This window comes from Micromonospora sp. GCM10011541 (assembly GCF_042650725.1).
Taxonomy (GTDB): Bacteria; Actinomycetota; Actinomycetes; order Mycobacteriales; family Micromonosporaceae; genus Micromonospora; species Micromonospora sicca.
Genome location: NZ_JBHSBP010000049.1, coordinates 906,607 through 918,320 on the forward strand (window position 1 = coordinate 906,607; position 11,714 = coordinate 918,320).

General features: G+C 69.7%; 13 protein-coding genes. All 13 read left to right on the forward strand.

Going from position 1 to position 11,714, the window contains the following annotated elements; translation table 11 throughout:
• Window positions 1-29: 29 nt before the first annotated feature.
• The 13 genes from glyA to ACFOYX_RS21525 all read left to right on the forward strand — a co-directional run bounded on the left by glyA (window position 30) and on the right by ACFOYX_RS21525 (window position 11,033).
• Window positions 30-1,319 (forward strand): serine hydroxymethyltransferase, encoded by a 1,290-nt coding sequence (gene glyA, locus ACFOYX_RS21465; RefSeq protein WP_322443693.1) that lies wholly within the window; start codon window positions 30-32, stop codon window positions 1,317-1,319.
• Complete coding sequence (locus tag ACFOYX_RS21470) at window positions 1,312-1,743, forward strand: hypothetical protein (RefSeq protein ID WP_109800238.1); 432 nt, start codon at window positions 1,312-1,314, stop codon at window positions 1,741-1,743. Before glyA ends, ACFOYX_RS21470 begins: the two co-directional genes overlap by 8 nt.
• 195 nt (window positions 1,744-1,938) lie before the next feature.
• Window positions 1,939-2,175: an AtpZ/AtpI family protein gene (locus tag ACFOYX_RS21475; protein WP_109800244.1), complete on the forward strand. Its 237-nt coding sequence runs from the start codon at window positions 1,939-1,941 to the stop codon at window positions 2,173-2,175.
• Between the two features lie 11 nt (window positions 2,176-2,186).
• Window positions 2,187-2,984 (forward strand): F0F1 ATP synthase subunit A, encoded by a 798-nt coding sequence (gene atpB, locus ACFOYX_RS21480; RefSeq protein WP_322443694.1) that lies wholly within the window; start codon window positions 2,187-2,189, stop codon window positions 2,982-2,984.
• A 68-nt stretch (window positions 2,985-3,052) separates the two neighbouring features.
• Window positions 3,053-3,283, forward strand: a complete 231-nt coding sequence (locus tag ACFOYX_RS21485) for an ATP synthase F0 subunit C (RefSeq protein WP_109800236.1) — start codon at window positions 3,053-3,055, stop codon at window positions 3,281-3,283.
• Window positions 3,284-3,312: 29 nt separating this feature from the next.
• Window positions 3,313-3,852, forward strand: a complete 540-nt coding sequence (locus ACFOYX_RS21490) for a F0F1 ATP synthase subunit B (protein WP_109800235.1) — start codon at window positions 3,313-3,315, stop codon at window positions 3,850-3,852.
• Window positions 3,852-4,673 (forward strand): F0F1 ATP synthase subunit delta, encoded by an 822-nt coding sequence (locus tag ACFOYX_RS21495; protein WP_322443695.1) that lies wholly within the window; start codon window positions 3,852-3,854, stop codon window positions 4,671-4,673. Before ACFOYX_RS21490 ends, ACFOYX_RS21495 begins: the two co-directional genes overlap by 1 nt.
• An 85-nt stretch (window positions 4,674-4,758) precedes the next feature.
• Window positions 4,759-6,411, forward strand: a complete 1,653-nt coding sequence (atpA, locus tag ACFOYX_RS21500) for a F0F1 ATP synthase subunit alpha (protein ID WP_322443696.1) — start codon at window positions 4,759-4,761, stop codon at window positions 6,409-6,411.
• A gap of 3 nt (window positions 6,412-6,414) precedes the next feature.
• On the forward strand, window positions 6,415-7,344 hold the full coding sequence (locus ACFOYX_RS21505; protein ID WP_322443697.1) for a F0F1 ATP synthase subunit gamma: 930 nt from the start codon (window positions 6,415-6,417) through the stop codon (window positions 7,342-7,344).
• Window positions 7,344-8,780 (forward strand): F0F1 ATP synthase subunit beta, encoded by a 1,437-nt coding sequence (gene atpD / locus ACFOYX_RS21510; RefSeq protein WP_322443698.1) that lies wholly within the window; start codon window positions 7,344-7,346, stop codon window positions 8,778-8,780. Before ACFOYX_RS21505 ends, atpD begins: the two co-directional genes overlap by 1 nt.
• 214 nt (window positions 8,781-8,994) lie before the next feature.
• Window positions 8,995-10,137, forward strand: coding sequence for an LCP family protein (locus tag ACFOYX_RS21515; protein WP_322443699.1), 1,143 nt, complete (start codon window positions 8,995-8,997; stop codon window positions 10,135-10,137).
• 149 nt (window positions 10,138-10,286) lie between these two features.
• A complete protein-coding gene (locus tag ACFOYX_RS21520; protein WP_089012816.1) occupies window positions 10,287-10,565 on the forward strand; it encodes a F0F1 ATP synthase subunit epsilon in 279 nt (92 codons plus the stop codon).
• Window positions 10,566-10,577: 12 nt separating this feature from the next.
• Complete coding sequence (locus ACFOYX_RS21525) at window positions 10,578-11,033, forward strand: DUF2550 domain-containing protein (RefSeq protein WP_109800229.1); 456 nt, start codon at window positions 10,578-10,580, stop codon at window positions 11,031-11,033.
• Window positions 11,034-11,714 lie beyond the last annotated feature (681 nt).

The following is an 11,714-nucleotide window of genomic DNA, read 5'->3' on the forward strand; positions in this document are numbered from 1 at the left end:
CAGTGTGCGGCCCCATAGACTCCTTCGCTGTGGACAACGCGAGGGACACCTTCTGGGGCCCGGACTTCCAGCAGCTCAGCGCCGTCGACCCGGAGATCGCCGGGGTGGTGCTGGGTGAGCTGGAGCGGCTGCGCGGCGGCCTGCAGCTGATCGCCAGCGAGAACCTGACCTCCCCGGCGGTGCTCGCCGCGCTCGGCTCGACGCTGACCAACAAGTACGCGGAGGGCTACCCGGGCCGGCGCTACTACGGCGGCTGCGCCGAGGTGGACCGGGCCGAGGAGATCGGCATCGCCCGGGCGAAGGAACTCTTCGGCGCGGAGCACGCCAACCTCCAGCCGCACTCCGGCGCCAGCGCCAACCTGGCCGCGTACGCGGCGCTGGTGCAGCCGGGGGACACCGTCCTGGCGATGGATCTGCCGCACGGCGGGCACCTCACGCACGGCAGCCGGGTGAACTTCTCCGGCAAGTGGTACCACCCCGTCGGCTACACGGTCCGGCCGGACACCGAGCTGATCGACTACGACGAGGTGCGTGACCTCGCCCGCGCGCACCGCCCGAAGATGATCATCTGCGGGGCCACCGCCTATCCCCGGCTGATCGACTTCGCCCGGTTCCGGGAGATCGCCGACGAGGTCGACGCGTACCTGATGGTGGACGCCGCGCACTTCATCGGGCTGGTCGCCGGGCGGGCCGTCCCGTCGCCGGTGCCGTACGCCGATGTCGTCTGCTGCACCACCCACAAGGTGCTGCGCGGCCCGCGCGGCGGCATGATCCTCTGCCGGGAGTCGCTGGCGCCCCGGATCGACAAGGCGGTCTTCCCGTTCACCCAGGGCGGCCCGCTGATGCACGCCGTCGCGGCCAAGGCCGTCGCCCTGCGCGAGGCCGCCCAGCCCGAGTTCCGGGCGTACGCCTCCCAGGTGGTGAGCAACGCCCAGGCGCTCGCCGGCGGCCTGGCCGCCGAGGGGATGCGCCCGGTCTCCGGCGGCACCGACACCCACCTGGCCCTGATCGACCTGCGCGAGGTCGGGGTGACGGGCGCCGAGGCGGAGGCGCGCTGCGACGCCGCGGCGATCACCCTGAACAAGAACGCGATCCCGTACGACCCGCAGCCGCCGATGGTCGCCTCGGGCCTGCGGGTGGGCACGCCGAGCGTCACCACCCAGGGCATGCGCGAGGGGGAGATGCGGCAGGTGGCCGCGCTGATCGCCCGTGCGGTGCGCACCGACCCGGCCGCTCCGGGCGGCGCCGACGAGCTGACCCGGATCGCCGCCGAGGTGGCCGAGCTGGTCGCCGCCTTCCCGGCGTACCCCCGTGGCTGAGCCCGGGGCGCGCGCGGCGGAGGCGGCCGCGGACCGCGGCTGGCGGTTGCGCCACCTGCCGGTGCTGCTGATCGCCTCGGCGGTGCTGGGCGCGCTCGCCGCGGTGGTCGGCGGGGTGACCGGCGGGGCGGACGCCGCGCTGGGCGCGGCGGCCGGGGTGGCCGTCACCGCGGTCAGCTACACCCTCACCACGGTCGTGCTGGCCTGGGCCGACGCCCGCGACCCGCAGCTCGTGCTGCCCTTCGGGCTGGGTCTCTACGCGGCGAAGTTCACCCTGCTCGGCGCGGTGATGATCGGGGTGGCGTCGACCGGCTGGTCGGGGCTGATCCCGCTCTGCCTGGGCATCGCCGCCGGGGTGACGGTCTGGACCGGCGTGCACATCTGGTGGCTGACCACGGTGCACGCCCGCCGCGTCCACAACTGAGCGACGCGGTCGCCGGCCACCACAGTCCCAGCTTTCGGACGGCACGCCGGTGTGTCCGCGATCGGTCATTCTCTCAGTGGCCAGAGGGGAGTAGCGTGCCTCCAGACGACTTCGCCCGCCCGTGTCCCACACAACTTGGTTGTGCGGGGGGTGAGGCACAGCCTCGTCCACTCGACTGATATCGTTCGCCCCGTCATGGCCGGTGACCAGAAACCCCCCAGCACTGGCGGCACAGGCGACGTTCCGTCCGGTGCCGGCCAGGGTTGGACCGCGCTCTCGTACCTCATCGGGGGCATGCTCGTCTGGGGTTTCATCGGCTGGCTGGTCGACCAGTGGCTCGACTCCGGCGGCATCGCCACCGGTATCGGCGTCGTGCTCGGCATGGCCGGGGGAATCATCCTGGTCGTCCGCCGACTCGGCACGCCTACTTAGGAAGGGACGCGGTGTTCGGACAGGCGAACGTCCTGGCAGCGGGCCAGGCGGAATTCCCACCCAAAGTGGAGGACTTCTACCTGCCCAGCATCCTGCCCTGGGGTGCGCACGACACGTACTGGTTCACCAAGGTCACAGCCATGGTCTGGATCGCCGTCGGCGTCCTGATCATCTTCTTCCTGGCCAGCTACCGGAAGCCGCAGCTGGTGCCGACGAAGAAGCAGTGGTTCGCCGAGTCGATCTACGGCTTCGTGCGGAACAACATCGCGGTCGACATGATCGGGCACGCGGGGGTGCGATTCGCGCCGTACTTCACCACGCTGTTCTGCTTCGTCCTGCTGACGAACGCGTTCGCGATCATCCCGTTCTTCCAGATCTCGCCGAACTCGCACATCGCCTTCCCGGCCTTCCTCGCCGTGATCAGCTACGTGCTGTTCAACTACATCGGCATCCGGCACCACGGCTTCGTCAAGTACTTCAGGAACTCGCTCGTCCCGCCGGCGCCCTGGTACATCCTGCCGCTGCTGATCCCGATCGAGTTCTTCTCGACCTTCCTGGTCCGGCCGTTCTCGCTGGCCGTCCGTCTCTTCGCGAACATGTTCGCCGGCCACATGCTCCTGCTGGTCTTCACGCTCGGCGGCTTCGCGATGCTCAGCGCCAACGCCTGGCTGGCACCGGTCTCGGTGCTGTCCTGGGTGATGACCATCGCGCTCACCTTCCTCGAGTTCCTGGTGATCGTCCTGCAGGCGTACGTCTTCACCGTGCTGACCGCCAGCTACGTGCAGGGCGCGCTCGCCGAGGAACACTGATCCACTCTCGCACCAACAGTTGTCGTCCCGCGTGACCGTCACGCGTGATAACCAGGAGGAACCCACTAATGGACATCTACGCCGCGGTAGAGGGCAGCACCGCCGCCATCGGCTACGGTCTCGCGGCCATCGGCCCGGGCATCGGTGTCGGCCTGGTCTTCGCCGCCTACATCCAGTCGACCGCCCGCCAGCCGGAGTCGTCCCGGATGACCCTGCCGTACGTCTGGATCGGCTTCGCCGTCATCGAGGCCCTGGCGCTGCTTGGCATCGCCTTCGGCTTCATCTGGGCCGGCGCCTGATCCAGCCCCTCTGACCGGGAGGTTTTCCCATGTTCTTCCTCGCCGCTGAGGGTGGTGAGACGACCCATAACCCGATCATCCCGCTGTGGCAGGAGGTCGTGGTCGGTGGGATCGCCTTCATCGTGCTCTGCTTCGTGCTGATGAAGTTCGTCTTCCCGCGCATGGAGCAGACGTTCCAGGCCCGGGTCGACGCGATCGAGGGCGGCATCAAGCGCGCCGAGGCCGCCCAGGCCGAGGCCAACCAGCTGCTCGAGCAGTACCGGGCGCAGCTCGCCGAGGCGCGTACCGACGCCGCCAAGATCCGGGACGACGCCCGGGCCGACGCCGAGGGCATCCGCCAGGACATCCTCGCCAAGGCGCGGGAAGAGTCCGACCGGATCATCGCGGCCGGCAAGGAGCAGCTCGCCGCCGAGCGGGCCACCATCGTGCGCGAACTGCGCACCGAGGTCGGCACCATCGCGGTGGACCTGGCCAGCAAGATCGTCGGCGAGTCGCTCGCCGACGAGGCGCGGCGCAAGGGCACCGTGGACCGGTTCCTGAGCGGTCTCGAGAGCGCGGGGGCCCGCTGATGCAGGCCGCCAGCCGGGAGTCGTACAAGATCGCGGCCGAGCGCCTCGACGCGTACGCCCGCGGCGCGGAGCCGTCGGCGGTGGCCTCCACCGCCGACGACATCCTCTCCGTCGCGACGCTGCTGCGGCGCGAGCCGCGGCTGCGCCGGGCGCTCTCCGACCCGGCCCGGTCCGGTGCCGACCGCTCCGGCCTGCTCGGCGAGATGCTGCGGGGCAAGATCGGCGCTGAGGCGCTGGACCTGCTCGGCTCGCTCGTCTCCGGCCGCTGGTCCGCGCCGTCGGAACTGCTCGACGGCACCGAGCGGCTGGGCGTCGAGGCGCTGCTCGCGAGCGCTGACAAGGCCGGCGACCTCGGCGAGGTCGAGGACGAGCTGTTCCGCTTCGGTCAGGTCGTCTCCGGTCAGTCGGCGCTCTCCAACGCGCTCTCCGACCCGATCGCCCCGGTCGAGCGGCGGGCCACCCTGGCCCGTGACCTGCTCGCCGGGCAGGCCCGCCCGGTCACCGTCCGCCTCGTCGAGGCCGCGCTCGGCGGGTTCGGGGGACGCTCCTTCACCGGCGCGCTCACCCGGCTGGTCGAGCTGGCCGCCGACCGGCGGGACCGTCAGGTCGCGTACGTGACCGTGGCGGCTCCGTTGAGTGACGAGGAGGAGCGACGCCTGGGTGCCCGCCTCTCGGAGATGTACGGTCGAGAGGTTTCCGTCAAGCAGACGGTGAACCCCGAGGTGCTCGGTGGGGTGAGCGTGCGGGTCGGCTCCGATCTGTACGACGGCACCGTCCTGCGCCGCCTCAACGAGACCCGCAACGCGCTCGCGAAGCGCTGACCAGCGTCTCCGCAGCCCTGATACGACGCCATCGGACCGGTCGGTACTAGGTATCCCGGGCCCCTGAAATTTAAGGAAGCAGAGGATGGCCGAGCTGACCATCTCGACGGAGGAGATCCGCGGCGCCCTGGAGCGCTACGTCTCCTCCTACACGGCCGACGTCTCCCGCGAGGAGGTCGGCACCGTCACCGACGCCGGCGACGGCATCGCCCACGTCGAGGGTCTCCCCTCGACCATGACCAACGAGCTCCTGGAGTTCGAGGACGGCACGCTCGGCCTGGCGCTGAACCTCGACGTCCGGGAGATCGGTGTCGTCGTCCTCGGTGACTACGGCGGGATCGAGGAGGGGCAGCGCGTCAAGCGCACCGAGCGGGTGCTCTCCGTGCCGGTCGGCGACGCCTTCCTGGGCCGCGTGGTCAACTCCCTCGCCCAGCCGATCGACGGCCTCGGCGACATCTCGAGCGAGGGCTTCCGCGAGCTGGAACTCCAGGCCCCGAACGTGATGGCCCGGCAGTCCGTCAACGAGCCGCTGCAGACCGGTATCAAGGCGGTCGACGCCATGACCCCGGTCGGTCGCGGCCAGCGGCAGCTGATCATCGGTGACCGCAAGACCGGTAAGACCACGGTCGCCCTGGACACCATCCTCAACCAGCGGGACAACTGGCGCTCCGGCGACCCGAAGAAGCAGGTCCGCTGCATCTATGTCGCCATTGGCCAGAAGGCCTCCACGATCGCCTCGATCAAGGGCATCCTGGAGGAGGCGGGCGCGATGGAGTACACCACCATCGTCGCCTCCCCGGCCTCCGACCCGGCCGGCTTCAAGTACCTCGCCCCCTACACCGGCTCGTCCATCGGGCAGCACTGGATGTACGGCGGCAAGCACGTCCTGATCGTCTTCGACGACCTGAGCAAGCAGGCCGAGGCGTACCGCGCCGTGTCGCTGCTGCTGCGTCGCCCGCCGGGCCGCGAGGCGTACCCGGGTGACGTCTTCTACCTGCACTCCCGCCTGCTGGAGCGCTGCGCGAAGCTCTCCGACGAGCTGGGCGGCGGCTCGATGACCGGTCTGCCGATCATCGAGACGAAGGCCAACGACATCTCGGCCTTCATCCCGACCAATGTCATCTCGATCACCGACGGCCAGATCTTCCTCGAGACCGACCTGTTCAACCAGGGCGTCCGGCCGGCCATCAACGTCGGCACCTCGGTCTCCCGGGTCGGTGGCGCCGCGCAGGTGAAGCCGATGAAGAAGGTCGCCGGTTCGCTCCGGCTCAACCTGGCCCAGTTCCGCGAGCTGGAGGCGTTCGCCGCCTTCGCCTCCGACCTGGACAAGGCCTCCCGGGCCCAGCTGGAGCGCGGCTCCCGCCTGGTCGAGCTGCTCAAGCAGCCGAACTACTCGCCGTACCCGGTGCAGGAGCAGGTCGTCTCCGTCTGGTCCGGCACCGAGGGCAAGCTCGACGACATCCCGGTGGGCGAGGTCCGCCGCTTCGAGTCGGAGTTCCTCCAGTACCTGCGCCACAAGCACGAGGGCGTCCTGGCGGCGATCGCCGACAACAAGTGGGACGACGACATCATCGGCTCGCTGGACTCGGCCATCACCGAGTTCAAGCAGATCTTCCTGGGCAAGGAGGACGAGCAGCGGATCAACGAGCCCGCGGCGAAGCCGATGGCGGGCGAGGAGAACCGCGAGTCGGTGACCCGCTTCCGCGACGGCACGACCGACCGCCCGGCAGAGAGCTGATCCATGGCCGCCCAGGTACGCGTTCTTCGTCAACGGATCCGCTCGGCGAAGTCGATGAAGAAGATCACCAAGGCGATGGAGCTCGTGGCGACGAGCCGGATCGCCAAGGCCCAGGCCCGGGTGGAGGCGTCCCTGCCGTACGCCCAGGCCATCACCGGCGTGCTCACGGCGCTGGCGTCCAACGCGCGGATCGACCACCCGCTGCTCACCCCGCGTGAGCGGGTGCGGCGGGCCGGCGTCCTGCTGGTCACCAGCGACCGGGGCCTGGCCGGCGGCTACAGCTCCAACGCGATCAAGACGGCTGAGTCGCTGATCGCCCGCCTGAAGGCCGACGGCAAGGAGCCGGTGCTCTATGTCATCGGCCGCAAGGGCGTCACGTTCTACCGGTTCCGCAACCGGGAGATCGCGGCGAGCTGGACGGGCTTCTCGGAGCAGCCGGCCTTCGCCGACGCCCGCGAGGTGGGCGAGACGCTGATCAAGGCGTTCTCGGCCGGCGCGGACGACGTGGACGGCCAGGCCGGGGCGGACGGGGTGCTCGGGATCGACGAGCTGCACATCGTCTACACCGAGTTCCACTCCCTGATGACCCAGACGCCGGTCGCGAAGATCATCGGCCCGATGCAGGTCGAAGACCGTCCGCGGTCGGAGGGGCTGCTGCCGGCGTACGAGTTCGAGCCGGAGGCGGACGCGCTGCTCGACGCGCTGCTGCCGAAGTACATCAACACGCGGATCTACGCGGCGTTGATCGAGTCGGCGGCCAGCGAGTCGGCGGCCCGGCGGCGGGCGATGAAGGCCGCCACCGACAACGCCGAAGACATGATCGAGAAGTACACGCGTGAGATGAACACGGCCCGCCAGGCCGGGATCACCCAGGAGATCAGCGAGATCGTCGGCGGCGCGAACGCGCTCGCCGCGTCGGGAAGTGAAGTGTGATGACTGCCCCAGTAGAGACCAAGACGGCCACGGGTCGCGTGGTCCGGGTCATCGGCCCGGTCGTCGACGCCGAGTTCCCGCGCGACGCCATGCCGGCCCTGTTCAACGCCCTGCACGTGAACGTGACGCTCTCCGGCGGTGAGAAGAGGCTGACCCTGGAGGTCGCCCAGCACCTGGGTGACAACATGGTCCGCGCCATCTCGATGCAGCCGACCGACGGCCTGGTCCGCGGCACCGAGGTGCGCGACACCGGCTCGCCGATCACCGTGCCGGTGGGCGACGCGGTCAAGGGCCACGTGTTCAACGCGATCGGTGAGGTGCTCAACCTGACCGAGGGCGAGACGCTCACCCCGGACGACCACTGGCAGATCCACCGCAAGGCCCCGGCCTTCGCGGACCTGGAGCCGAAGACCGAGATGCTGGAGACCGGCATCAAGGTCATCGACCTGCTCGCCCCGTACGTCAAGGGTGGCAAGATCGGCCTGTTCGGCGGCGCCGGCGTGGGCAAGACGGTGCTCATCCAGGAGATGATCACCCGGGTCGCCCGGAACTTCGGTGGTACCTCGGTCTTCGCCGGGGTGGGTGAGCGCACCCGCGAGGGCAACGACCTCATCGCCGAGATGACCGAGTCCGGCGTCATCGACAAGACGGCGCTGGTCTACGGCCAGATGGACGAGCCGCCGGGCACCCGGCTGCGGGTGGCGCTGTCCGCGCTGACCATGGCGGAGTACTTCCGCGACGTGAAGAAGCAGGAGGTGCTGCTCTTCATCGACAACATCTTCCGCTTCACCCAGGCAGGTTCCGAGGTCTCCACGCTGCTCGGCCGCATGCCGAGCGCCGTGGGTTACCAGCCGACCCTGGCCGACGAGATGGGCGAGCTCCAGGAGCGGATCACCTCCGTCCGGGGCCAGGCCATCACCTCGATGCAGGCGATCTACGTGCCCGCCGACGACTACACCGACCCGGCGCCGGCCACCACGTTCGCCCACCTGGACGCGACCACCAACCTGGAGCGGTCGATCTCCGACAAGGGCATCTACCCGGCCGTGGACCCGCTGGCGTCCTCGTCCCGGATCCTCGCCGCGGAGTTCGTCGGCGCCGAGCACTTCGCGGTGGCCACCGAGGTGAAGCGGATCCTGCAGCGCTACAAGGACCTGCAGGACATCATCGCCATCCTCGGTATCGAGGAGCTCTCCGAGGAAGACAAGATCACCGTGGGCCGGGCCCGGCGGATCGAGCGCTTCCTGTCGCAGAACACCTACGCCGCCGAGCAGTTCACCGGCGTACCGGGCTCGACGGTCCCGATCGCCGAGACCATCGAGGCGTTCAAGAAGATCAGCGAGGGCGAGTACGACCACTTCCCCGAGCAGGCGTTCTTCATGTGCGGCGGTCTCGAGGACCTCGAGGCCAAGGCCAAGGAGCTGATGGAGGGTTAGACCTCGGTCACACCCAATGGAGGCCACCCCGGCGTCAGCCGGGGTGGCCTCTCTCCGTTCGGGGCCGGCAATAGCAGATGTCCGCTTCCGGGGCAAGCGGTTCGCTGGAACGCGGGGTACCGTTCGTGGCACGACGCTCACCTTCTGGGCGTGGATCTCTGCAACGAAACAGTCCCGTGCGCCCGTCTTCCAGTCGTGGGCGTGACGATTGGAGATGCTCGTGGGTAAGGCCGGCTCGGACGGCGGCAAGCGGTCCTTCTGGCGGGGCGTGCCCCGGTGGGCCCGCGTCTGCACCGTCTTCGGCGTGGTCCTCATGATGCTCAGCGGCGCCGTGCTGGTGGGCTACGAGGCGCTGCTGTCGCGCTACGAGGGCGCGGTCGGCAAGGGCGACCTCTTCGGCGACCAGGCGGCGGGGGCCCAGGAGCGCAAGAGCAACATCAAGGGCCCGCTGAACATCTTGCTGGTGGGCATCGATCCCCGCAACCCGGAGACGCCGCCGCTGGCTGACTCGATCATGATCCTGCACGTACCGGCCGGGATGGACCGGGGCTACCTCTTCTCGCTGCCCCGGGACCTGCGGGTCGACATCCCCGCGTTCCCCAAGGCGAACTTCGCCGGAAAGACCGACAAGCTGAACGCCGCCATGTCGTTCGGCAGCCGGGTCCCGGGCCAGAACCCGGACGCCGCGCGCGGCTTCGAGCTGCTCGCAACGACCGTGCAGCAGGTCACCGGGATCGAGCGCTTCGACGCCGGCGCGATCATCAACTTCACCGGCTTCAAGAAGATCGTCGACGCGATGGGCGGCGTCGACATGTACATCGAGCGGGACGTGAAGTCCGAGCACCTGAAGCCGGACGGCAAGGCACGCCAGCTCAAGCCGGGCGGCGGGGGCTACCTCGGCCCGCAGGCCGAGTACAAGAAGGGCAACGCGCATCTCGACGGCTGGCAGGCGCTGGACTACGTCCGGCAGCGCTACCCGAAGAACGGTGTGCCGGACGCCGACTACGGCCGGCAGCGGCACCAGCAGCAGTTCATCAAGGCGATGGTCAGCCAGGCTTTCAGCGCCGACGTGGTGACCAACCCGATCAAGCTGGACCGGGTCATCCGGGCCGCCGGCCAGTCGCTCATCTTCAACGGCCGGGGCAACAGCGTGGTCGACTTCGCGCTGGCCCTGAAGAACGTCCGGTCGGACTCGATCGAGACCATCAAGCTGCCCGGCGGGGGCATCGGCACCGGTTCGGCGTACAAGGGAGAACAGCTGCTGCCCGCGGCGCAGGACTTCTTCACCGCCATCCGCACCGAGCAGGTGGACGCCTTCATGCTGGAGCACCCCGAATTCAAGCAGAAGAACAGTTAACGTGAGCGCGAGCGGGCCCCGGCGCACGCCGGGGCACGCTCGCGTGGCACCGCGCGCCGCCCGTGGCGCAGCTCTCGCCACCCGCGTTGGGTGGCCCTCGGGGGCGCGACTAGACTTTCGGCAATCCGCCGCCGCAGCAAGGAGACAGCGTGGCACAGCAGCTTCACGTCGAGCTCGTAGCCGTCGAGGAGAAGGTCTGGTCCGGCGAGGCCGAGATGGTCGTCGCCCGGACGACCGAGGGTGAGCTGGGTGTGCTTCCGGGCCACGCGCCGCTGCTCGGTCAGCTCGCGGAGCCCAGCCAGGTCCGCATCAAGCAGGCCGGTGGCCAGCAGGTCGCGTACGACGTCGCCGGCGGCTTTCTCTCCGTGACCGGCGAGGGCGTCACCGTCCTCGCCGAGAGCGCCACCCCCGCCACTCCGGCCCGCTGAGCCGACCCGCCGATGGAGATCGTGGAAGGGATCGGAATCGGCGTCGCGGTCGTGCTCGCCGCACTCCTGATCCTCTTCATCCGGCGGGCCCTGTTCACCCGTAGCGGAGGCATCATCCGGCTCAGCGTCCGGGTCTCCACCATGCTGGACGGTCGGGGCTGGTCACCCGGCTTCGGCCGGTTCGCCGGTGACCAGCTGCGGTGGTACCGGATGTTCAGCTTCGCGTTGCGCCCCAAGCGGGTGCTCTCCCGCAAAGGGCTGGCCGTGGAACGTCGCCGGCTCCCGGAGGGGCAGGAACGCCTCTCCATGCCCGCCGACTGGGTGATCCTCCGCTGTACCAGCAACCATGCGCCGGTGGAGATCGCAATGGCACGGTCCACGGTCACCGGCTTCCTCTCCTGGCTCGAGGCCGCCCCACCCGGGGCGGTCTCGCCGCGTCTGGCCTCCCAGGACTGGCCCGCCGCCTGACAGCTTCTCTCCGGTCCGCCCGTGAGTGCCGGGTCGGGCGTGGGACGTTTCCCGGTACGAGGTTTCGCCGGCAGCCGGGCGGCTCGTGCGCTGTGCGCGTGATCGACTCGGTGTCGGCGATGTGGCGGTGTCCGGTGGGCGCGGATACCGCCGGTTCGGCGATCTGGTGTCGCTCGTCCGGTCCTGGCCGCCTTCGTCGGAGGCTGTCTGGGCGGGATGTCCGGTTTCCGGGTGTGACCGGCGGCATCCTCAGCCCGGAATCGTGGCCGGCCCGGGGTCGTTACATCTCGCGTACGACCGAGTACCTGGCCCGCTCGACCGGGTCGGACGGGCCCCGGAATGATGGCGGGCCGGCGGTCGTTACACATGGTCCCGGCGCCGTGAAGAGGCCCCCGCCCCGCGGCTGGCACCGGGCAGAGACTTTCCCCCTTGCACTCTTTTGAGCGCCTGACGGTGCTTGCGCATGTCCCGGCCCCCACCGGGTGTGCGCCGACCCCCTAAGGAGCTTTGTCGTGAACACGATGCTGCGTAAGAGCGTGCTGGGTATTGCTGGTCTGGCTTTCACCGGTGGTGTGTTCGCCGGTCCGATCGCCGCGCACGCCGACACCGGCCCCGTCGCCGCCAAGCCCGCCGCCGTGGCGGTGCAGGCCGACAAGCCGGACAGCTCGAAGCTGATTCCGC

Excerpts from the sequence above, each read along its gene's own strand:
- ACFOYX_RS21475 (WP_109800244.1), top strand. The coding sequence starts at position 1,939 with ATGGCCGGTGACCAGAAACCCCCCAGCACTGGCGGCACAGGCGACGTT.
- ACFOYX_RS21485 (WP_109800236.1), top strand. The coding sequence starts at position 3,053 with ATGGACATCTACGCCGCGGTAGAGGGCAGCACCGCCGCCATCGGCTAC.
- ACFOYX_RS21490 (WP_109800235.1), top strand. The coding sequence starts at position 3,313 with ATGTTCTTCCTCGCCGCTGAGGGTGGTGAGACGACCCATAACCCGATC.
- ACFOYX_RS21495 (WP_322443695.1), top strand. The coding sequence starts at position 3,852 with ATGCAGGCCGCCAGCCGGGAGTCGTACAAGATCGCGGCCGAGCGCCTC.
- atpA (WP_322443696.1), top strand. The coding sequence starts at position 4,759 with ATGGCCGAGCTGACCATCTCGACGGAGGAGATCCGCGGCGCCCTGGAG.
- ACFOYX_RS21505 (WP_322443697.1), top strand. The coding sequence starts at position 6,415 with ATGGCCGCCCAGGTACGCGTTCTTCGTCAACGGATCCGCTCGGCGAAG.
- atpD (WP_322443698.1), top strand. The coding sequence starts at position 7,344 with ATGACTGCCCCAGTAGAGACCAAGACGGCCACGGGTCGCGTGGTCCGG.
- ACFOYX_RS21515 (WP_322443699.1), top strand. The coding sequence starts at position 8,995 with ATGCTCGTGGGTAAGGCCGGCTCGGACGGCGGCAAGCGGTCCTTCTGG.
- ACFOYX_RS21525 (WP_109800229.1), top strand. The coding sequence starts at position 10,578 with ATGGAGATCGTGGAAGGGATCGGAATCGGCGTCGCGGTCGTGCTCGCC.